This is a genomic window from Selenomonas sp. oral taxon 478, from assembly GCF_001189555.1.
GTDB lineage: Bacteria > Bacillota > Negativicutes > Selenomonadales > Selenomonadaceae > Centipeda > Centipeda felix.
The window spans coordinates 1,301,921-1,322,717 of sequence record NZ_CP012071.1 but is presented as its reverse complement, the minus strand read 5'-3'; the positions used below and the strand labels follow the sequence as shown (position 1 = coordinate 1,322,717).

At 56.9% G+C, this 20,797-nt stretch carries 18 protein-coding genes; 4 read left to right on the top strand and 14 right to left on the bottom strand.

Going from position 1 to position 20,797, the window contains the following annotated elements; genetic code table 11:
• Positions 1-22: 22 nt before the first annotated feature.
• Together ADJ74_RS06200 and ADJ74_RS06195 are read right to left on the bottom strand one after the other, a co-directional pair.
• Positions 23-1,483 (bottom strand): ShlB/FhaC/HecB family hemolysin secretion/activation protein, encoded by a 1,461-nt coding sequence (locus ADJ74_RS06200; RefSeq protein WP_050342754.1) that lies wholly within the window; start codon positions 1,481-1,483, stop codon positions 23-25.
• Between the two features lie 182 nt (positions 1,484-1,665).
• On the bottom strand, positions 1,666-2,325 hold the full coding sequence (locus ADJ74_RS06195; protein ID WP_050342752.1) for a 3'-5' exonuclease: 660 nt from the start codon (positions 2,323-2,325) through the stop codon (positions 1,666-1,668).
• A 221-nt stretch (positions 2,326-2,546) separates the two neighbouring features.
• On the opposite strand from ADJ74_RS06195, the gene ADJ74_RS06190 reads away from it, so the two are divergent.
• Complete coding sequence (locus ADJ74_RS06190; protein ID WP_050342750.1) at positions 2,547-3,743, top strand: MFS transporter; 1,197 nt, start codon at positions 2,547-2,549, stop codon at positions 3,741-3,743.
• Between the two features lie 130 nt (positions 3,744-3,873).
• Here the strand turns inward: ADJ74_RS06190 and leuB are convergent, their stop codons facing one another.
• The 9 genes from leuB to ADJ74_RS06145 form a co-directional block, all read right to left on the bottom strand.
• A complete protein-coding gene (gene leuB / locus ADJ74_RS06185; RefSeq protein WP_050342748.1) occupies positions 3,874-4,947 on the bottom strand; it encodes a 3-isopropylmalate dehydrogenase in 1,074 nt (357 codons plus the stop codon).
• Entirely contained in the window at positions 4,937-5,440 is a 504-nt protein-coding gene (locus tag ADJ74_RS06180) for a 3-isopropylmalate dehydratase small subunit (RefSeq protein ID WP_050342747.1), read from the bottom strand. Before ADJ74_RS06180 ends, leuB begins: the two co-directional genes overlap by 11 nt.
• Positions 5,440-6,702: a 3-isopropylmalate dehydratase large subunit gene (gene leuC / locus ADJ74_RS06175; protein ID WP_050342746.1), complete on the bottom strand. Its 1,263-nt coding sequence runs from the start codon at positions 6,700-6,702 to the stop codon at positions 5,440-5,442. The genes ADJ74_RS06180 and leuC overlap by 1 nt, the downstream gene beginning before the upstream one ends.
• Before the next feature lie 149 nt (positions 6,703-6,851).
• Positions 6,852-7,865 carry a ketol-acid reductoisomerase gene (ilvC, locus tag ADJ74_RS06170; protein WP_006690182.1) on the bottom strand — a complete coding sequence of 338 codons (1,014 nt, stop codon included), beginning with the start codon at positions 7,863-7,865 and terminating at the stop codon, positions 6,852-6,854.
• Complete coding sequence (ilvN, locus tag ADJ74_RS06165) at positions 7,846-8,376, bottom strand: acetolactate synthase small subunit (RefSeq protein ID WP_050344231.1); 531 nt, start codon at positions 8,374-8,376, stop codon at positions 7,846-7,848. The genes ilvC and ilvN overlap by 20 nt, the downstream gene beginning before the upstream one ends.
• Before the next feature lie 132 nt (positions 8,377-8,508).
• Positions 8,509-9,429, bottom strand: a complete 921-nt coding sequence (locus ADJ74_RS06160; RefSeq protein WP_050342744.1) for a hypothetical protein — start codon at positions 9,427-9,429, stop codon at positions 8,509-8,511.
• A gap of 116 nt (positions 9,430-9,545) precedes the next feature.
• Positions 9,546-10,172: a class I SAM-dependent methyltransferase gene (locus ADJ74_RS06155; RefSeq protein WP_050342741.1), complete on the bottom strand. Its 627-nt coding sequence runs from the start codon at positions 10,170-10,172 to the stop codon at positions 9,546-9,548.
• A 91-nt stretch (positions 10,173-10,263) separates the two neighbouring features.
• The gene (locus tag ADJ74_RS06150) at positions 10,264-11,244 is read right to left on the bottom strand and encodes a diaminopimelate dehydrogenase (RefSeq protein ID WP_050342739.1); all 981 of its coding nucleotides are present in this window, start codon (positions 11,242-11,244) and stop codon (positions 10,264-10,266) included.
• A 45-nt stretch (positions 11,245-11,289) separates the two neighbouring features.
• Positions 11,290-11,604: a hypothetical protein gene (locus ADJ74_RS06145; RefSeq protein ID WP_006690187.1), complete on the bottom strand. Its 315-nt coding sequence runs from the start codon at positions 11,602-11,604 to the stop codon at positions 11,290-11,292.
• A gap of 145 nt (positions 11,605-11,749) precedes the next feature.
• Between ADJ74_RS06145 and ADJ74_RS06140 the strand changes: the two genes are divergently transcribed.
• The gene (locus tag ADJ74_RS06140; protein WP_050342738.1) at positions 11,750-11,932 is read left to right on the top strand and encodes a type II toxin-antitoxin system HicA family toxin; all 183 of its coding nucleotides are present in this window, start codon (positions 11,750-11,752) and stop codon (positions 11,930-11,932) included.
• 12 nt (positions 11,933-11,944) lie between these two features.
• Positions 11,945-12,364, top strand: coding sequence for a type II toxin-antitoxin system HicB family antitoxin (locus ADJ74_RS06135; RefSeq protein WP_050342737.1), 420 nt, complete (start codon positions 11,945-11,947; stop codon positions 12,362-12,364).
• 81 nt (positions 12,365-12,445) lie between these two features.
• Here ADJ74_RS06135 and ADJ74_RS06130 read toward each other — a convergent pair whose 3' ends face one another.
• The gene (locus ADJ74_RS06130; protein WP_050342736.1) at positions 12,446-18,913 is read right to left on the bottom strand and encodes an autotransporter outer membrane beta-barrel domain-containing protein; all 6,468 of its coding nucleotides are present in this window, start codon (positions 18,911-18,913) and stop codon (positions 12,446-12,448) included.
• Between the two features lie 271 nt (positions 18,914-19,184).
• Here ADJ74_RS06130 and ADJ74_RS06125 point away from each other — a divergent pair, with 271 nt between their 5' ends.
• Positions 19,185-19,583, top strand: coding sequence for a thioesterase family protein (locus tag ADJ74_RS06125; protein ID WP_050342735.1), 399 nt, complete (start codon positions 19,185-19,187; stop codon positions 19,581-19,583).
• 65 nt (positions 19,584-19,648) lie between these two features.
• Here ADJ74_RS06125 and ADJ74_RS06120 read toward each other — a convergent pair whose 3' ends face one another.
• Both ADJ74_RS06120 and ADJ74_RS06115 read right to left on the bottom strand, forming a co-directional pair.
• The gene (locus ADJ74_RS06120) at positions 19,649-19,864 is read right to left on the bottom strand and encodes a hypothetical protein (protein ID WP_050342733.1); all 216 of its coding nucleotides are present in this window, start codon (positions 19,862-19,864) and stop codon (positions 19,649-19,651) included.
• Positions 19,854-20,786, bottom strand: coding sequence for a CtkA family protein (locus tag ADJ74_RS06115; protein ID WP_050342730.1), 933 nt, complete (start codon positions 20,784-20,786; stop codon positions 19,854-19,856). The genes ADJ74_RS06120 and ADJ74_RS06115 overlap by 11 nt, the downstream gene beginning before the upstream one ends.
• Positions 20,787-20,797 lie beyond the last annotated feature (11 nt).

The window sequence follows — 20,797 nt, the reverse complement described above, 5'->3', positions numbered from 1 at the left end:
ACTGATCCGTTCAGCGATTCCCTCAGAAACTCATGCTCGCCGAGAAATTCCACGGACGGCGGTTCTGGCGCAGTACGCCCAGATCGACCTTGCTTGCCTGCTTGATGATATGTGCGTAGTCCAGCGCGAGGGCGAGCCCGCTGCGCGGATTCGTATAGCGGACGCCAAGACCAACGGAGCCGATCGTATCGTGATCGAATCCGACGCTGCGGTCATTCGTATTGTTCCATAGCCATGCGTAGTCCGTAAACGCGAGGAAGCGCGTCCCCTTTGCGACCTCCGGCGTATAGATCTCGATCTTTCCGACGACGCCCTTGTCCGCACTCATCGCGCGCTCATCAAAGCCCCGTACACTCATTGCACCGCCCGCGCCGATCTGCTCAGCGGAGATAATGTGCTGTCCCGTATACTGCCCCTGCAGGCTGAGCCCCGTGATCCAGTCGCTCTTGCTGCGCGTCTGATAGTTCATCCCCGCGCGCAGCAGCAGGAACTGCTCATCGCTGCCCGGCGTGATCCGACGATACGACTCCTCGTCCCCGTTCACGTTTGCCGCCAGCCCGACATGATAGCCGAACGAGCTGTTCTCCTTGCGCTGTGCATGGCTGTAGTCAATGGATGCCAGCAACACACGGTAATCATTGCGGTAGTTGATCGGCGTACCGCTGAAACTAAAGCCGTACTCACTGCGCATCTTTCGATAGCCGACGCCAAAGTCAAGGATGTTTTTCTCGCGCGACGTATAGGTGAGGAACTGACGATAGTGCAGATCCAGACCAAAACTCCTGCCCGCCAAATCCATATCAATCAGTCCATCATAGGGATTCAGATCGTCAATGCGGACGTTGCCGTAACTCGCCTGCAGAGAGACCTCGCCGCCCATCTCCGGCAGCAGCTTCCGATAGGCGATTGCCCCCGTCTTGACATCCGAGAAGTGTCCCGGTGAGGTGACGACCGAGATGCCGAGCGTATCCGCACTCCCTGAGATATTGTTGTTCACATAGGTCAGTGAGGAACGCAGCTGGCCCGTATACTTCGTCCCGGTATTGTTGATGCCCAGACGGAAATGATCGCTGTCCTGCGCATCCGCATGAATCAGCACGCGATACGCGCCCGTCCCGTCAGGCGTAAACTCCGTGACAAAGACCAACGCGCCCGTATCGTTTACCGTCTGAATCTGTGCGGAAAGCTTCTTGATGTTGACATTCTCGTGCTTCAGCTCCGGCAGAAGGGAAAGAATCTTTTCCTGCGACAGATCGAGCGATCCCGTCACTGCAATGCTGCTGACACGAACATTCTCCCGATGCAGATCGATCTGAGGTGTGCGCTCCTCCGCCATGCGACGAACATCCGCCTCGGAACGCTCGATCTCACGCTGGGCATTCCGATCCTCCTGCACCGCGGCATGTGCACTCACACCGCAAAGGAAGACACCGCCTGCCAGTAGTACAGCGGCGATTCTCTTCGTCTGATTCTCTTGGTTCATCACGCGACCAGCCCTCCTTGCTGTTATCCAAAAATTATACACAAGGCAATATTTTAATATACCTAAAATTATATCATCTTACGCTCACTTCGTCCACGATGGAATCACTGATAATTTCATCTGTGCCGTCTCGTCCGTGATACTTTTAATAAAAAACCGCACGCAAGTGCGTACGGCATTCATCACAGATTTCGTTTCAATTTTTCCAGATCGGGGAACAGCTCGCCGATCGAGTCCGAGAGGCCGTCGCTCGGCTCTAGGATCTCGAGGACGGGGCGCATGGTCTCGCGGAACTTTGCATCGTCCTGCATGAGCGCGAGGACGGCGCTCGTATTGACGGCGTCGGCAAGCGCGGAGTGCTGACTCCCCTCAAACTTGCGCCCCATCGCACCGAGCGCATGCTTCAGTGCGAGGCTGTTGTGGAGCCCGAGGCGGTCGTCAAACTCCTGCTGGAGGTCAACCCAGCGTGTATCGAGCCACGTGACGTCAAAGTCCGGCAGCTTCAGACGGCACTCCTTGCGCAGCTGCTTGATGTCGGACATGCTCCACGAGTAGATCTTCGTCTCTGCCTCGCCGATCCACGCAACGAATGCGTGAAAGCTGTCGGCGAACGCGGGATGCCCTGCGACCTTCTCCTGGGTGATGCCCGTCAGCTCGGTGATGTGCTTCTTTACCATCCCATACTCAGGACAGACATAGCACTGAAATTCGTCCTCCTGCACAAAATCCTCATTCAGGCGCACCGCGCCGATCTCGATGATTTCTCCGTTCAATTTCCTGCGAACATCCCGGTATTCCTTCCCCACGGGATTCATTTCCAAATCTACGACGATGTGTTTCATGACAACCCTTACTTTCGAAAATTATCTGCCGTAAGTGACGCGCGGCAGATGGTGTTGCAGTAGTTTAGATTTTTTGATATCGTCACGTCGTTTTTCAATCATAGCACAATGGCGCGTGAAAATCAATGTTTAAGGGTATTTAGTCCTATATTCATCGCTTACTTTTTCAATGAAACGTGGTAGAATGATAAGAGAAACACGATAAAGAGAAAGGGTTTGTCATGAACTGGAAAGTGGTACTCGCGCTGCTCACATGCAACGTGCTCTTCATGTCCGCAAGCTATACGATGATCATTCCGTTCCTGCCGATGTATCTGACGAACGAACTTGGTGTGGACGATGCCTCCGTGAATCTCTGGTCAGGACTTGCGTTCTCGGTGACTTTTTTCGTCTCCGCGGTCATGGCTCCAATCTGGGGTCGTATCGCCGACCGCAAGGGAAAGCGTCTCATGGCCATGCGCGCGAGCCTTCTCATCGCGATCAGCTATCTGCTCGGCGGACTCGTCACGTCCCCCGAGCAGCTCATCATCGTGCGCCTTTTTCAGGGCTTTGCCGCAGGACTCTGGCCGATGGATCTTGCGATCATGACGCTCTACGCGCCGCAGGAGCGGCTCGGTTTCTCCCTCGGCATCATGCAGGGCACGCTCACGGCGGGCGGTGTCGTCGGGCCTCTGCTCGGCGGTGTCCTCGCGGAGCTGTTCGGGATGCGCACGAGCTTCTATATCGGCGGTCTGGCACTCTTCATCAACTTTCTTGCCTTTACGTTTATCATCAAAGAACCGCCGATGCCGAAAGAGACCGCACCGCTTACAGCAGAGGAAAAAAATCCGATGCACCTCTGGCATATCCCCATCCTGCGTACGATGATGATCGTGAGTACGCTCGCGCAGGTGGTGCTCTACATTCTCATGCCCGTCCTGACAACCTACATCAAGGTGCTCGCGGGCGCGATGGACAACATCGTCTTTGTCGCGGGCGCAGTATTCTCTCTCGGCGGCATCGCAGGAGCGATCTCCGCGCCGCTCTGGGGGATCTACGGCACACGGCGCGGCTATTTCAGCGCGATGTTCCTCGCCATGCTGTGCGCGGGAGGCATGTTCATCCTGCAGGGCATCCCCGACACCCTCGTTCCCTTTGCCGTCATGCAGTTCGGCGTGGGGCTCTTCCTCGCCGGGATTCAGCCCTCGCTGAACGCCGTCATCGCTCAGCATACGCCCGCGCAGCTCAAGGGAAGCGTCTTCGGGCTGCTCTTCTCCGCCCAGCAGATTGGCTCTGCCGCTGGGCCGCTGCTCGGCGGCGCCGTCGCGACGTACCTTGGAATGCACTACCTCTTCCCGACCTCGGGCACGATTCTCCTCATCCTCGCCGCCTTCGTGCGGTGGCGGTATGTGAGGAAGGGGCATCCGGCGGTAGAATAAAATAAAAAATGCTGTACGAAATCAAAACACTTCGTACAGCATTTTTGTTGGCATTGACAACGCCCCCGCGGCAGGGGAACCGTTTACAGCATATCAGAGAAGCAGCGCACCGTGCCGATAGGGAAGCACCTTATAGGCGTCTGAGCACCGCATCGGTCATTTCCTGCGTACCGACCTTCGTGCAGCCCGTACCCGCGAGGTAGATATCCGCCGTCCGCATCCCATCGGCGAGTGCCGCATCCACCGCCGCCTCGATGGCGGCGGCCGCTTCCTCCTCATGGAGCGCATAGCGCAACAGCATCGCCGCCGAGAGGATCGTCCCGAGCGGGTTTGCAAGCCCCTGCCCTGCGATGTCGGGGGCACTGCCGTGAATCGGCTCAAAGAGACTCGTGCCCGTCCCGATCGACGCCGACGGCATGAGACCGATCGAGCCGCCGATCACCGCCGCCTCATCGGAGAGAATATCACCAAAGAGATTGCCCGTCACGACGACATCGAACTGTGTTGGGCGCACGGCAAGCTGCATGGCGCAGTTGTCGACGTAGAGATGATCGAGCTCCACATCTGCGTACTCCTTTGCCAGTGCCGCCACCGTACGCCGCCAGAGCCGCGACGTTGCCAGTACGTTTGCCTTGTCCACGGACGTGACCTTGGAGCGTCTGAGACGCGCTGTCTCGAACGCAAGGCGTGCGATGCGCTCCACCTCGGGCACAGAGTAGTTCTCCATATCCCACGCACGCTCTGCGCCGTCCACCTGCTCCGACTCGCACTTCTCGCCGAAATAAATGCCGCCGATCAGCTCGCGCACAATGACGAGATCGACACCACGCACGAGATCGGGCTTCAGCGGCGAGTGCTCGATGAGCGCATCCGCCACCTTGACCGGACGCAGATTCGCATAGAGACCGAGGCCCTTGCGCAGACCGAGGATGGCACGTTCAGGGCGCAGTGCAGGCTCCACCGCGTCCCACTTCGTCCCGCCGACCGCGCCGAAGAGCACGCCGTCCGATGCCTTGCAGACGGCGAGCGTATCCTCGGGCAGCGGTGTACCGTATGCATCGTACGCCGTGCCGCCCGCATCGCGCGTCTCATAGGAAAGTCCGAGTGAGAACTTCGCATCGACAGCCTTCAGGACGCGTACCGCCTCACTCGTGATCTCCTGCCCGATGCCGTCGCCCGGGACGACCGCAATCTTATACCCCATGACGGAATCCCCCGTTCTCCCTGATATAGTTCAGCAGTCCGCCCGCACGCGCAATATCCTGCACAAAGCCCGGCAGAGGATGCGCATGGAACGTATCGCCCGTCGTCAGATTTTCAATTGTTCCCGTCTCCGTATCGACACGCAGACGGTCGCCCGCGCGGATCTTCTCCACATCATCGCCGATCTCGAGAAGCGGCAGACCGATATTGATGCCGTTGCGGTAGAAGATGCGCGCAAAGCTTGCCGCAATCACGACGGGAATGCCCGATGCCGCAATGGCAATTGGGGCATGCTCACGCGAGGAGCCGCAGCCGAAATTCTTTCCGCCGACCATGATATCGCCCTGCTGCACACTGCCCGCGAACGTCGTGTCGATGGCCTCCATGCAGTGTGCCGCGAGCGCCTTCGGCTCGAACGTGTTGAGATAGCGTGCAGGGATGATGACATCCGTGTCGATGTTATCGCCGTAGCGCCAGACCTTGCCCTCGAACATCACGCCACCTCCTCGGGAGCGGCAATCCGCCCCAGTATTGCACTCGCCGCCGCGACGTGCGGCCCCGCGAGATAGACCTCGCTGTCCACATGACCCATGCGCCCGCGGAAATTGCGGTTCGTCGTCGAGACGCACCGCTCGCCTGCCGCGAGGATCCCCATATAGCCGCCGAGACACGGGCCGCAGGTCGGCGTCGAGATCGCCGCCCCCGCCTCCATGAAGATTGCCAGATAGCCGCGCTTCATCGACTCCTCATAGACGTACGGCGAGCCCGGAATCACGATGCAGCGCACGCGCTCATGCACCTTGTGCCCCTTCAGAATGGACGCCGCAATCTCCATATCCTCAAGGCGTCCGTTCGTGCACGAGCCGATCACGACCTGATCGATGGCGATGGGCGACGCGATATCCATGACGCGCTTCGTATTTTCGGGCAGATGCGGGAACGAGACGACGGGACGCAGTGCGCTGAGGTCGATCTCCACCGTCTGCGCATAGCGTGCATCAGCATCGGCAGCCACGGGCTCGAACGGCTTTGTCATGCGTCCCTCGACGTACGCCCTGCATACATCGTCATACGGGAAAATGCCGTTCTTCGCCCCCGCCTCAATCGCCATATTGGCAATCGTCAGGCGGTCGGTCATGGAGAGCGACGCAGTGCCCTCGCCTGTGAACTCAAGGCTCTTGTAGAGCGCACCATCCACGCCGATCATGCCGATGAGCGTGAGGATGACATCCTTGCCGCTGATGTCCTGCGGCTTCTTCCCCGTCAGGTGGACATTGATCGCCTCGGGCACCTTGAACCATGCCTCGCCCGTTGCCATCCCAACCGCGAGATCCGTCGTGCCGACGCCCGTCGAGAACCCGTTCACCGCACCGTAGGTACAGGTGTGCGAGTCCGCGCCGATCGTGAGCATGCCCGGCTCAACGATGCCGCGCTCGGGCAGGATAACGTGCTCAATCCCCACGCGCCCCTGCTCGTAGTAGTGCAGGATGTCATGTTTGCGCGCAAAATCGCGCATGATCTTCGCCAGCTCGGCGGACTTGATGTCCTTCGCCGGCTGAAAATGGTCAGGAATCAGCGCGATCTTCGTCCGATCAAAGACAGGGCGTCCCGTCTTTTCAAACTCCTTGATGGACGGGGGACCCGTCACATCGTTTGCGAGCACCATGTCGAGCTGGCAGACAACCAGCTGCCCCGGCTCCACATGATCAAGCCCCGCATGGCGTGCGAGAATCTTCTCGCTCATGTTCATGCCCATATAGCCCTCCTGAAATTACGATATGGCAATCATTCCCTGCCATGCACCTCTAAGCGAATCCTAGTGGAGCAGACAGGAAAAAGCGCTCCTTTGAAAAAAGAAGTCTCTCTGCGCAGAAAGACTTCTTTTTCATAAAATACGTGTATCGTTTAGAAATTGAGCTCTTTCTTGTCACGCAGCCACGGCATCATATTGCGCAGCTGTGCACCGACCTGCTCGATCTGATGCTCCTTGTGGAGACGACGCTGTGCGAGGAAGTTCGCACGGCCGGCAGCACGGTTCTCGAGAAGCCAGTTGCGCGCGAACGTACCATCCTGGATCTCCTTCAGAACCTTCTTCATCTCCTTCTTCGTCTCCTCGGTGATGATGCGCGGTCCAATCATGTAGTCGCCGTACTCTGCCGTATCGGAGCAGGACTGACGCATCTTCGTCATGCCGCCCTCATAGCAGAGATCGACGATGAGCTTCATCTCATGGAAGCACTCGAAGTATGCCATCTCGGGCGGATAGCCCGCCTCGACGAGCACCTCAAAGCCCGTCTGCATCAGCTGGCAGACACCGCCCATGAGGACGCACTGCTCACCGAACAGATCCTCCTCCGTCTCATCGCGGAACGTCGTCTGGAGCACACCAGAACGCGTCGCACCAAGGCCGCGTGCATAGGCGAGCGCGAGATCGAAGCACTTGCCCGTCTCGTCCTTCTCGACAGCGAATACAGCCGGAACGCCCGAGCCCTCCTCGAACGTGCGGCGGACGAGGTGACCGGGTCCCTTCGGCGCAACCATGAACACATCGACGCCCTCGGGCGGAACGATCTGCTTGAAATGGATGTTGAAGCCGTGAGCAAAGGCAAGCGCACTGCCCTTCTTGAGGTTCGGGCCGATCTCTTCCTTGTAGACATCCGCCTGCTTCTCATCAGGGATGAGGACCATCGTGACATCCGCCTGCTTCACCGCATCGGCAACCGACGTGACCTTCAGACCATGTGCCTCAGCCTTCGCCTTGGACTTCGAGCCAGCGTAGAGACCAACAACGACGTCGAGGCCGCTCTCCTTGAGGTTCAGTGCATGCGCATGACCCTGACTGCCATAGCCGATGATCGCAATCGTCTTGCCCTCGATTGCACTCCAGTTGACATCCTGGTCATAGTAAGTTTTTGCCATAGTACTCCCTCTCCTCACAGTGTTCATATATGGTGTGTTCTCCTCGTTCGAGCGCGATGAGCCCCGTGCGGATGACCTCGACAATGCCGTAGGGTTTCAGCACCTTCAGAAATGCCGTCACTTTGTCATCACCGCCCGTGATCTCAAAGATGATCGAGGAGGACTCCACATCGACGACATGTGCGCGGAACAGCTCGCCCATCTTCAGCACATCGAGGCGATTCTCATCACCCGCACGCACCTTGATGAGCGTCATGCCACGGCACGCCGCATTTTTTTCGTCCAGACGCTGGACAGCCCGCACGACGGGCATCTTCTCCAGCTGCTTGATCATCTGCTCGACGATATTCCCATCCCCGTGCATCACCACCGTGATGCGTGAGAAATCCGGCGACTCCGTCACACCGACAGCCAGACTGTCGATGTTGAACTCGCGCCGCGAGAACATGCTGACAACACGCACCAGAACCCCCGTCTGGTTCGCGACAAAGACGGACAGCACATGTTTCATGGTCATCCGCCTCCTTCCTCAGCACATTTTTTTCGGGAAAACTCCTTTATTATCTCCTTCACGCCTCCATTTGTCAATAGATTTTTCCGCGTGGAGCATATCGGGCGCGTGAATACAATGCGCGCAGCTTTTTCATACCCGCACTTCAAAATGCGGCGCATTCTCCTCCGCAGGCGCCTCCCCCGTCTGCCCAGCCTTCGGGGCGGGCGCGGCCGGCGGCATGCGCAGTTCCTTGGGTGGGGCGGCAGGTAGGTTGGGCTTTGCCGCCGAAGGGCGCGCGGATGGTACACGGCGCGGCGGCTTCGGCACACGTACGGGCGGCGGGGCGGCCGCAGGTGCAGCGTGCTCCTCCTCCGCCAGTCGTTCCAGCACCTCGCCTGCCGTCAGCCCCGTGTACTCGGGGAGAAGTTCGCCCTGCGGCGTACGTCTCTGCCGTGCCCGTTCTGCCGCTGCGAGGAGATCCTCATGAGCGCGCGGCGGCGGTGCCTGCGGCTCACTCTCATGAGCGAGAATGCGCTCGCCAAGCGACGGCTCTGCCGCCTGCGCATCCCCCTTTTTCCGAAAGAAACGGAAAAAGAGAAACGCCCCGACCGCTGCCGCGAGGACGATCATCCCTGCCCAGTAGACACCGCTCGTCGCCGTATAGGACTTTGGCGGCGGCTCAGCCCCCGTCTGGCTGAGCTGCTGCTTGAGTGCCGCATTCTCCTGCGCCATATCCAGCCCGTTCGCGACATCTGCGCCCGTCTGTCCATCCGCCTTCGTGCCGTGGTCAACACGCGACGCAGACGTACTGACGTGATCGCCCTTCGCCGCATCGGAACGCGCGCCCGCATTCCCCGTCTTGCCCTGCTGAGCCTTGCCGTCCTGCGGTGCGCCCGTCGTCGTCTTGGAGAGCGCACCGTTCCCCTGCGCGACTGAGTCACGCGCCTGCTGCTCCGCCTGCGCGTCTCCTGTCGTATGCGTCGTATTCGACTGCGCGTCGCGCGCCGCGTCGCCGAGCGTGATCTTCGGCGGCGTCGGCGGTGTCGGCGGCGTCGGCGGTGTAATCGCCATAGTAGGGCTCCTTTCTCATCAAATTGCTCTCTCTACTATAGCAGAAAAATCTCTTCGGCGAAACAGAAAAAGCGTCCCGCCGATCACAGGACGCTTTTATGATGTCGAAACGATTATTACGCCTTATACGCCCGAACGTTCAGACGGTCATGCGCCAAATCCTCGTCGATCTCCACGCGCGCAAATCCCGCGCCCCTGAGCAGGCTTTCGAGTTTCTCGCCGGTATAGACGGACATGCCGTCGACAATCTTCAGCCACTTCTCATGGCTCTTCGTCTTTCCGCTCGTCTCATTTGTAATCATAAACATACCGCCGGGCTTCAGTACGCGGTGCACCTGTGCAAAGCAGCGTGCAATCTCCGGCCAGAAATATACCGTCTCGAACGCCGTCACAACATCGAACTGACTGTCATCAAACGGCAGTTCCTGCACATTTCCCTGCACGATTTCACAGCGTCCCGCCGCAATCGCCGCATGGTTGACCTCACGCGCCTTCTCCACAGAGACGGACGAATAGTCCAGCCCCGTCACATGTCCCTCGTCCACCATCCGCAGGAATACGGCGATGTTTGCACCGCCGCCGCAGCCGCAGTCAAGCACCTGCTCGCTCCCTTGCAGATCAAGATGCGAAAATCCCCACGCTGCAATCCCCGCATGTCCACGATTCATCATAGCGACGACGATTTTTCCCATCGTCCCCTGAGGTTTTCCCGTATTGCTGAAAAATTTACGGAGCAGTCCCATGACTGCACCTCCTTTCTGCGAACACCGCAGTACCGATGCAAAAGTGCCCCGTACAAAGCTGCACGAGACACCGAAACAAACCAATTGAATTTTACAGCAGCGCCTTGCGCAGCTCCGCATCCGTCTGCACCGTGAGATAGCACGGCGCGATATCGAGCACGGTCCTGCACCCCTTTGCGCCCTCAGCGGCGAGACGGTATGCCGCACGCGCGTATGCAGCGAGGACGCACGCCGTGAACTCGGGGTTCGAATCGAGCTTCAGGCTGAACTCGATCACATGCTTATGCGCATTGTTCTCCCCCGTCGCGCCCGAGCGGATGACGAACCCGCCGTGTGCAAGCCCTGCATGGTCGCGCTGCAGCTCTTCCTCGCTGATGAAGTGCACCGTCGTGTCATAGTCCGAGAAATAGTTCGGCATCGTCACGATCGCCTTCTCGACCGCTGCCGCATCCGCGCCCTCCTCGAGTACGACATAGCACTCACGCGTATGCTTTTCGCGCGTCGTGAGCACCGGATTCGAGCCGCTGCGCACGGCCTCGAGTGCCGCCGGGACAGGAACGGTGTACTGCTTGGCATCCCTCACCCCCGGGATGCGGCGGATCGCATCCGAGTGCCCCTGGCTGACACCGCGCCCCCAGAACGTGTAGTCCGCACCGTTCGTGAGCACCGCATTCGCATAGACGCGTGCGAGGGAGAACATGCCGGGATCCCAGCCGACCGAGATCACACCGACGTGCCCTGCCGCCTTTGCCGCCGCATCCACCGCCGCATAGTGCGTCGGGATATTGGCGTGCGTATCAAAGCTGTCCACCACGTTGAAAAACTTCGCGAACTCCGGTGTCTGCTTCGGAAGATCGGTCGCCGAGCCGCCGCAGAGAATGAGCACATCCACCTTGTCCTTCCACTCTGCCGCCTTCGAGGCCGCCACCACCGGCACCTGCGTGCGCGGCTTCACCGACGCGGGATCGCGCCGCGTAAATACAGCGGCCAGCTCCATGTCAGGATTTGCCTCAACGGCGTACTCCACGCCGCGTCCGAGATTGCCATAGCCCAGAATACCAATGCGAATCATATTTCCTCCCTCGCCGTCCCCCGACGGCATAGAATCTACAGCCGATTAGTAATGCGGATGTTCCTTCACGTAGTCCACCGGCCGCGACCAGTCCACCTGTACGCCCGTATCATTCCACAGGCGCGTCAGCGCGAGCGTCAGGCTCTCTTTGTCCGCGAGCGGCGTGATCGTTTCCTTCGTAAAGTCCATCAGCGTCTTGTGCGGTACCTCGACCTCATGGTCTTTGGCGAGGAACTCCTCCACCGCCGTACGCCCCTTCTCATCGGCAAGATGAACCTCCGCACATCGTGCACTGCCGTCATAGTCAATCCAACCGAGAACGTCGCCATAGCTGATGGCAACACTGTATGTATCACTCACGCATATCACCTCGTATTCAAATCTTTTGTCCCAGTGAAGGACGCATCTTATTATAGAACGATTCTCTCATACGCGCAACAGAGGGGCAGAAATTTATTCTGGACAGAAATGCGCACGATACATATAATGAGATAGAGGTGATGAGATGCAATTTATCGAACTTGAGCGTCTGATAAAAAAGAATGGTTGGTATCTCAAAAATTCGAACGGCTCACATATGCAATATATACATGATGATAAGCCGGGAAAAATCACGATACCGAATCACCCAGGCGACCTCGATCCCAAGACCGTCAGATCTGTCCTGCGCAGTGCAGGATTAAAGTGAGGAGGCATTGTTATGAATCTGGTCTATCCTGCCATTTTTTATCCCTGTGAAGTGAACCCCGGCTTCTGTGTCGTTGTCCCCGATCTCCCCGGCTGTGTCAGTGAGGGTGCAAGTCTCTCCGAGGCAATCGCAATGGGCGAGGACGCAGCATCGGGCTGGGTGCTCGGCGAGCTGGAGGACGGGAAAAGCGCTCCGCCCGCGAGCCACATTGAGGACATTCACCCCGATCCCGAGATGGGTGAGGGGTTCGTCAGCCTCCTCTCCCTCGATATGGATGCCTATGCCGCCAAGTACGGCAGTAAATCCATCCGCAAGAATCTCACCATCCCCGCATGGCTGAACACCTTCGCCGAGCAGAAAAAACTCAACGTCTCCAAGGTGCTGCAGGATGCGCTCACCGCACTCTATCAAAAGGAAGCGGCGGCACAGTAAAGAAGGAATGGTCAACAACGAGGGCCGTGATACGGAATCGTATCACGGCCCTCGTTTATTGTGTCGATATTGTTTAACGTATTAGAACGCCCAGTGCATCTGGACACCGCCGGAAACGCCCCGACGCTTGCCCGTCATACCCATCAGCTGGATACCGTACGTTGCACGGCCGTTCTGAGGGGTAAAGCGATAGCCCAACTCAAGGATGCCCGTGCCGCCCGTAAGGCTCGGGCTTGGCGTATTGTAGCCCTGATAGGATGCCGCAAAATCATCGCCGAACTCGTACTCATAGGCAAGCCCTGTGTAGAACGATGCGTCGCCCTTCTTCGAGGTGTAGCGCGTACCGAAGCGGATGCGATGCGAATTCGCCGCATCGAAGTCGTAGACAGCACCGTTGCTGAGACGCACCGTATCCCCACCCTGATGGGCAAAGAAATACTTCGCGTACGTATCAATCGTATTGCCGTTCTTCAGCTGCTTCTCCTGCCCGACACCGAGATGGCCGGCGTAGTAGGTGCTGCTGCTGTCGTACGTCCGATGCGTATCTGCAATTGTCCCTGCATAGTCGCTCTTTACGCGGCCGACGCGGACACTGCCCTCAACGTACGCACCGTTTTGGCTCTGCGACTTCGCCATAACGCCCACGCCGAGATAGTCCATGTCGCCGCTGCCGTGCAGACCGTCGTCCAGATAGGAGTCGTACGAGCCCTTTCCATACTCGACGAACGGGCCATACGTGAGCGTATTGCGTCCCGACACACGCTGCTTTGCAAAGCCGAGATTGAGGCCCCAGCCCTTTGCATCGACATGCGAGCCGGAATTGAGGCGCATGGACGAGACGTTCTGCACCGCCCACATACCGTACTCCTTCGGTGTTCCGTCGACACGGGCGCGTCCTGCCTGCGACTCAGAGGCAGGTGTTGCCGCAGCCTCCATCGCTGCCGTCATCGCAGCGTCCGTCAGGAGATCGGATCCACTGTTGATGAACGCCATTGATGCCGCACGTGTCTCGACGAGAGACTTAGTCTGCGGGTCAAGTGCAGCCTCGGTGACCTTTGCAATCAGCTTGTTGTTCACCGCAGCAGTTCCGCCTGTCGTTGTTGGAACTGCCACAGCATCTGCCGCCGGCACAGTAACGAGCTCGAATTTATACCTCAGAGCATCCTGATGTCCCTCTGCCAGTGCTTTGATCAGATGATCCGGCGTAAGCTCCACCGGTGTATTCGCATTGTACGCTGTCATCAGGCTGATATTATCACCGCTGTGCAGTACTGCGCGACGTGCATCAAGCTCCACACCGACCTTGATATTGCTGAGATCCTTCTTGCCATTTGCATCGACATTCGTCACGTTGGTAAGTTTCAGCATGGTCGGTGCATTGACATCATTCAGCGGATCATTCTTAACATCCTCCGGCAGGTAGAAGTTGAGGTTCTGTACCCCTGCAAAATCGCCAGCCTTGGAGTCGTATCCATGGACTGCGAGCGTATTATTCTTGCCGCTGACAACATCACGTCCCGCTGCATCCTGTGCCATGCCGCCGTAGATCGTACCGCCGATGACCGCCTTATAGAGGTTAATGGTATTGCTGTCCGTCGCTGCCGTCATGTTCGACGCATCCGCCGCAGCATAGCCGCCGTAGACATTGCCCGTAACAGTGACGCCGTCACGAAGCGTTACCTTATTGTTGCGCAGAGCAGAGACCTCCGCCGTCGGCGATGCCCCCGTCGTTGCCGGTGTTCCTGCCGTCGTTGCATAGCCGCCGTAGACCGAGCCAGTAAGCGTGCCCGCAAGAATCTCGACAGTATTGTCTGTTGCCGTCGCGCCGTATCCGCCCGTTACATTGCCCTTCAGCGCCGGTGCAGTGGGTGTTGCCCCCGGCTCAGCAGCGCCGAGGACGACATGATTCTCCTCTGCCGCCCCCGTCGCCGAGCGTCCGCCGACGACATCCGCTGCATGTGTTGCATTGCCTATCGTCCCGCCCGTGATCTGCAGAACGTTCCGGGTTGCCGTACCGGAGCCATCCGTAGCACCGCCGTAAATGCGTGGGGCAGGATCCATGGCGACAGCATTGTTGAACTCGCCGCCCGCGATGAACACCTTATTCCCTGAGACATCCGACGTGCTCGTTGTGCTCTTAAGATAACCGCCCATCAGATCATGGAGTGTTGCGCCCTGGGAGAAGGTCACGATATTCCCGCTTACTGCTCCTGCGTTCGCACCTTCTGCATAGCCGCCATAGACGGAGTCAAGATCGCCCGATGCCACGTTGCCCGGCAGCTCCTCCAGATTGATATGAACGGTGTTGTCCTTCGAGCCGCCGTGTGCGCCTCCTGTATAGCCACCATACGCCTTGAGCGTTGTTCCGTTGGCGATGCCCTCGATGTTCAGTATATTGCTCTCGGTTGTTGTGCCGACAGTGATATCATGCCCGTCCTTGTCCCTCTCCGTATGATCGTAGCCGGAGTAGCCGCCGTATACCTCGGTGGGCGCCTGCGCCTCCGTTCCTTTATGGGTCACTTCATCGTTGCGGAAACGGTTCAGCTCAAGCAGTACCTTGTTTGCTGACGTATCCGTCGAACCTGCAGCGGGTGCGACATCTGCCGTCATCTTTTTCTCGTAGACGCGGTCGATCTCCGCGATCCCTGCCGTATCTGTATAGTTCGCGAAGGCAAGATCATTGGGATAGGAGATCGTTGTTCCCGGTACGGCTTCCTGCATCAGTGTGAAGTTATTTCTGCCGTGGATGCCCCCACCGCGCCGATCAGTCAGCTTGGAGGTATTTGCCTTGACCTTCCCCCAATCAACCTTCACAGCAGGATTCGATGCTGCGTTCGAAACTGTACCAAATCCGCCCGCCTCGGTGAGCGTGAGCATCGTATCTTTATTCTCGAAATTGTCGCCGAGGACAAAGGTATACGAATCGAAATTGCGAACCTTCTTCGCAGATACTCCCGTCGTCGTGACGATCAGCTCGTTATCTTTGATCTGGTCACTGGCGCTGTCAAAGGTCAGCTCTGGTGTTCCTGCCACGCCCGATGTCACGTCACGGTAGTCCGTCCCGTAGATGGACGCACCTGCAACGTTCATGTCCAACGCGCGGGTCGGCTCCTCCGAGCCGAGCATTACATTATTTCCGTTCGAGAGCGTATGCGTTGCCGTAGGTGTCGTATCGTATACGGCACGTGCGCCTGCGATCTCGCCCGTCACCGTGCCGCCGCGCACCTGAACTTTGTTCTTCGTCGCCGCCGCATCCACCTTGCCCACAGCACCGCCGTAGACATTCGTCACCGTGCCGCCATAGATCTCGGCTTTGTTCTCGGTCGCCTCGCCGCCATTCTCTGTGGCGATGCCGCCATAGACATTCGCGACGCTGCCGCCGCCAACGATCGCCTTGTTGCTCCGTGCCTTGCCCTTATTGCCCTTAGTGTAGCCACCATAAAGACCTTCGGACACTGTTCCATCGTAGACAACAGCTTCATTTTCTGCGGCGACACCTGCCGTCTCAACATTATTGCTGACCGTGTACGGTGCTTGTGTATAACCACCGATAACCTTTTTGATCTTTCCTAGGCCGGGCACATTGTAGTTGGTTCTGTTTATGACGACATGGTTGTTCGTCGCATTTGCCAGGCCGTTGGTCTTGCCGCCGTATGCCGCTTCCAGATCCTTCTTGATCCCATCTACCGTGAGGTTATTATTGTCGGTATCATTCTTGTAATAGGAAATACCGCCGAATATCTCATTTCTCTCGCTGGGATCCTGCGTGGCATCATAGTTCCAGACATTGTCCTTGAACTTGGCATAGGTCAGAAGCAGAGCCTCAGCCTTCGATACGCCTGCCTCTGTCGTCTCATCCAACGTATCCGGCGAAAGCTCAAGAACATACTCGATGTTCTTATAGCCATCTTGATTCGTCAAATCAACACGCTTATTGGTGTTATTGGTGAACTTCAAGGGATTCAATGAATTCCCTTGAACAAGGGTAATTCGCCCACCGGGATTCCCCTTCTCCATGAGTTTCTCTTTGTTTTCAATTTTGATCTGTCTGCCGTCAATTGCGCTTCCAAATCCGTCCTGCGTAACCGTCAGCATCTTCGCGCCGTCCGTGATGCCGCGCGCAATATCGAAGCGATAGTTATCAAACCCGCTAACAAGATGCACCGCAACGTTCTTGGCGTAGACCTTCAGGTCATTGTTTCCGGAGGATGTCGCTGTGCTATGTAGGTCTGCTCCGTAAAGATTTGCATTGGAGAAGTCAGTCGTCGCTGTAGCCGTCAAATCACGATGGTCGTCGTCACCGAGACTGATAAAGTTCCGCTGTGCCGTGCCGTTTCCTGTCGTTTTTGCCGCATAGACATTGGCATGAAGGACACCGCCTGTCATCGTTACGCCGTTGTCTGTAACGCGTCCATCCGCGCTCTGGGCCCCCGTGATTGTGCCGCGTGTCATGGCCGTTCCGACCGTGCCGCCGGCAATCATGACGCGACTGTTGCTGACTTTCCCCGTCGCACTGTCTGCTCCGACAATATGCGCTGCCGAGCCGCTGCGCACAAACACCTCGTTTTTATCCACATCCCCGCTCGTGGACTTTGCACCGTAGGTCGTCCCCTTCGCGGTTCCGCCGTCAATCAAGACGCTGTTGTGTGTGAGTGCCGCAGCTCCCGAAGCATAGGCGCCATAGGCATCTGATACCGTACCGCCGCCCATGACCGAAACCACGTTGTCGATTACGGTACCGTTCCTGTCAGATTTGCCGCCGTAGGCATTCTGTACGGTACCGCCTCTCAGGAAGACACGGTTATCCGCTACCGTGCCATTTCCGACAGTATACCCGCCATAGGCATTCTGAACCTTTCCACCACTGACACTCACACCATTGTGCTTCACATCACCTGCATTTGCAGATTTCGTAATTGCACCGCCGTAAGCATTCGTCAATGTCTCATGGTTCGGGGTGGGTATAGTCTTGTCATCCGTGTTCCTAATATAAAGAGCATTCTCCAGCACACTGCCCGCGAGTCCTGCAACCTCACCACCGTAAGCGGCATCCAATCCACCAGTTGGGAGATGTGACACGGTCAGTCTGTTATTGGTCACATGGTAGATCTTGTCCTTCTCAGCGGGACTGAATTCAGAATAGCCGCCGCGCACAACATGACCATCGACATTTTCCCCGTCATAAAATGCCTTGGCATTCTGGACACGGTTGACCGCCGCCGTTACCTTCGCAACCGAAACAGGCCCGTTCGCCGCAGTGGCAGCGGCAGAGTTATCCGTCGCAAGATGATACTCAAAGTCGCCGCTCACACCCGTGCGTGTCAGTGACTCAGCCTTAGTGTTATGAATAGTAAGATGGCGATTGTTGTCCGATGTCTTGAGAAGCGTCAGGTCATTCTTGCCATAGTATTTACTGCCGAGGTCTGTTGGCTTATCCTCCCACCCCGACACATCGAGCTGAATGTCATTCCACTGCACATTTGCTCCTGTGCCAAAACCATCGGCGTCCGCAACGGTCAGCATGGACGCAGCCCTCGCCACGCCCTTATTGAGGTTGAACTTATACTTCTCGAAGTTGCGTACCTTATCGACGGTGACATTCTGTGCGTTGACGGTGAGCGTATTTTCCTTGATGCGCTCGTCGACGTCACTTCCTGCAATCACACCAACCGTATCGTAACGGGAGCCCCAGATTTCAGTGTGCGCCAGATCTGCCGTATACGCCCCCTCCTCCGAGCCGAGGATGATCTTATTCGCATTCGATTTTGTGGAGGTCGCTCCCGTTTCGCCGCCGACAATCCTGCTGCCCGTTCCAAAGGTACCGCCCGTAACGGTGACGGTATTATCGTTGACCGTCGAGCCGTTCTTGCCGATACCACCGTTGACCGTCGTCAGATTGCCACCCGAAATTCTAACCTCGTTGCCGGTGACAACGGCATTATCGCCGCCCGCACCGCCGTTGACCTGACCTTCAATCCTGCTGCCTGAAATCGATACTGTGTTGTGATTGACACTGGAATACGTACCGCCGATACCGCCGGTCACATTGCCGTGAACCGTACCATTGCCCGTGACAGTAACCGTATTGCGCTGTGCACCATGTGTGCCCGCAGTACCGGTTGAAGTGCTCTCTGCACCGATCAGCTCATTGACCACGCCGCCATTAAACTTGATGCTGTTACCTTCGACTGTCCCTGCCGCATGCGCGCCGTAGACACGACCATAGTCCGCATCGACAGCCTTGATGCTTTCGATAATGATCTCATTCGCGTACGCATTTTCTCCACTGCCGCCGATAATATCCTTGCCAATGACAGGGTGCTCCATCGGTGTGGCATTATCTGTTGTGTCACCGCTTGTCGCACCGATGGTGAGTTTATTACCGTTAGTTGCCCCCATATCGACGCCGTTCGCGTACTGCGCATTATCCACCGGAATGTCCAAAGGATTTGCATACGCCGTCGATGCGTCGAGCATGAGCCCGCTTCCTGCGGAGAGGCCAAGCGCTACATAGAGCGCCAGTCTCTGCCGATCCTTCAATCCTGTCATCACAGTTCCTCCTCATAAAACACTTCGACCGACATAGTAAACGTGTGTTCTGTTACTTTCGTCTAGGTCGGACTAAGTCCACTCCCTTAACTTTGAATTATACACCGAATATTTTTATATAGCAAGGTATTTCCTAACGGACTTCTTGTTATTGTATATCTATTCTTAATCTTCGATACTCTGTTCGCAATAGTATTCTTTTCCTATCGACAATAGCAGAGCAGAGGGTTATAATGAAAAAGAATCATGGTCTCAGAAAGAGAGGTTCTCTATGGAGTTCAACGAAAAAATCCACGTTGGTGCAACACATGAGGTACACGGTGCGGTCACAGAGGAGAATACAGCGGCGACGGTCGGGAGCGGCTCGCTCGCGGTCTATGCAACACCCGCAATGGCGGCGCTGATGGAGCGTGCGGCGGCGGAGCTGTGTGCGTCGGGATGCCCCGAGGGGTGGACGACGGTCGGCACCGAGATCGCGATCCAGCACAAGGCAGCAACCCCCGTGGGGCTTGACGTGCGCGCTGTCGCCGAGGTGACGGCGGTGGACGGACGCGCCGTCACGCTGAAGGTCACGGCGTACGACGCACGCGAGGAGATCGGCACAGGAACGCACACGCGCTTTGCCGTTGCCGTCCAGAAGTTTATGGCAAAGGCAGAGGGGAAGAAATAACAGAAAAATCTCCGCGTTGACCGTTGGCCAAAGCGGAGATTTTTTTGCCTTTGTCATAATATGATTTATCCAATACCGTAGCGACGCAAGAGTCGATACGCCTCCTCCTCTGTGATCTGTCGATCTGCATAGCACTGATGTACTCCCGCCTCAAACGCATCAAGATAGGGATAAAAGTAGGCATCATTCCCACTATCATAGTATTCCTGCAAGACTTCTACATCACGAAGCAGATAGCGGGGCAGATGTTCCGGCAAAGAAATCGTTTGATCAATGTACATGCCCATCTTCCCCCTTCGTGATCTGTTCATATACAGGAACGAGTGATTCACGCAGGCGCAGCGAGAGAATACGATGCAGGAAATTTCTCTGCACAGACGTAAGTACCGGCACCTCGTCGATCAATGCATGGATCGCTGCATCGTGCATCTGCATCTTCGGCACGAGCAGAGCAACAGCACGCGCACAGTCTTCGTTGCGCATCTCTGCAATATATTGGAATGGATTGATTCTTTTCCCGTTCTGTTCAAAGATATTCACGACACCACGATATGCCTGCGCACGCATTTTTGACATATCGTCCAAAATCGACTGAATCCGTGCTTCATCCCATTTGTTGTTCAGACAGGCACCATTATCGTAGACAGGCGCTAATTCGAACTGTCCGTCATAGCGGGAGATCACACCCCAGTTTCCATTGTTGCGATCCATGTTCCCGATGTAAGCATCGACGACAAACATCTGCCAGAAGCGCTCTTTGACGCCCGATAGTCTGCGAAGCAGAGGATGCTCATCAATGACCCGCAGGATGTCACACAGCTCGACACCGCTCCCACTCGTCTCACTGCCGCTGATTTCCCCTCCCGGCGATTCAAATGTTGTTTTTATTTCGCGAAACTCAAAGAGACGATCCCCCTGACCAAGAAAATCCCGACACGCAACGACAGGTTTTCCTCGACGCATTCCGAGCAAAGTTTCATGTACAGGGAGATCAAAAAGCTCGTAGATGTGCGACCCCAAATACTCAGAAATCGGCGATGTCGAATAGCTCATCACGACGTCGTTAAAGTGACGTTCTTTGAGGTTCTGCGGATATTTCAGGATATAGTTTGCACCATGATAGCAAATTCCAATTTTTGCTCCGGAAAGCCCGCCGTACATGCGATCATTCTGTTCATAACCATCAAAGTTTATGCACTCCATTCGTGACCCCC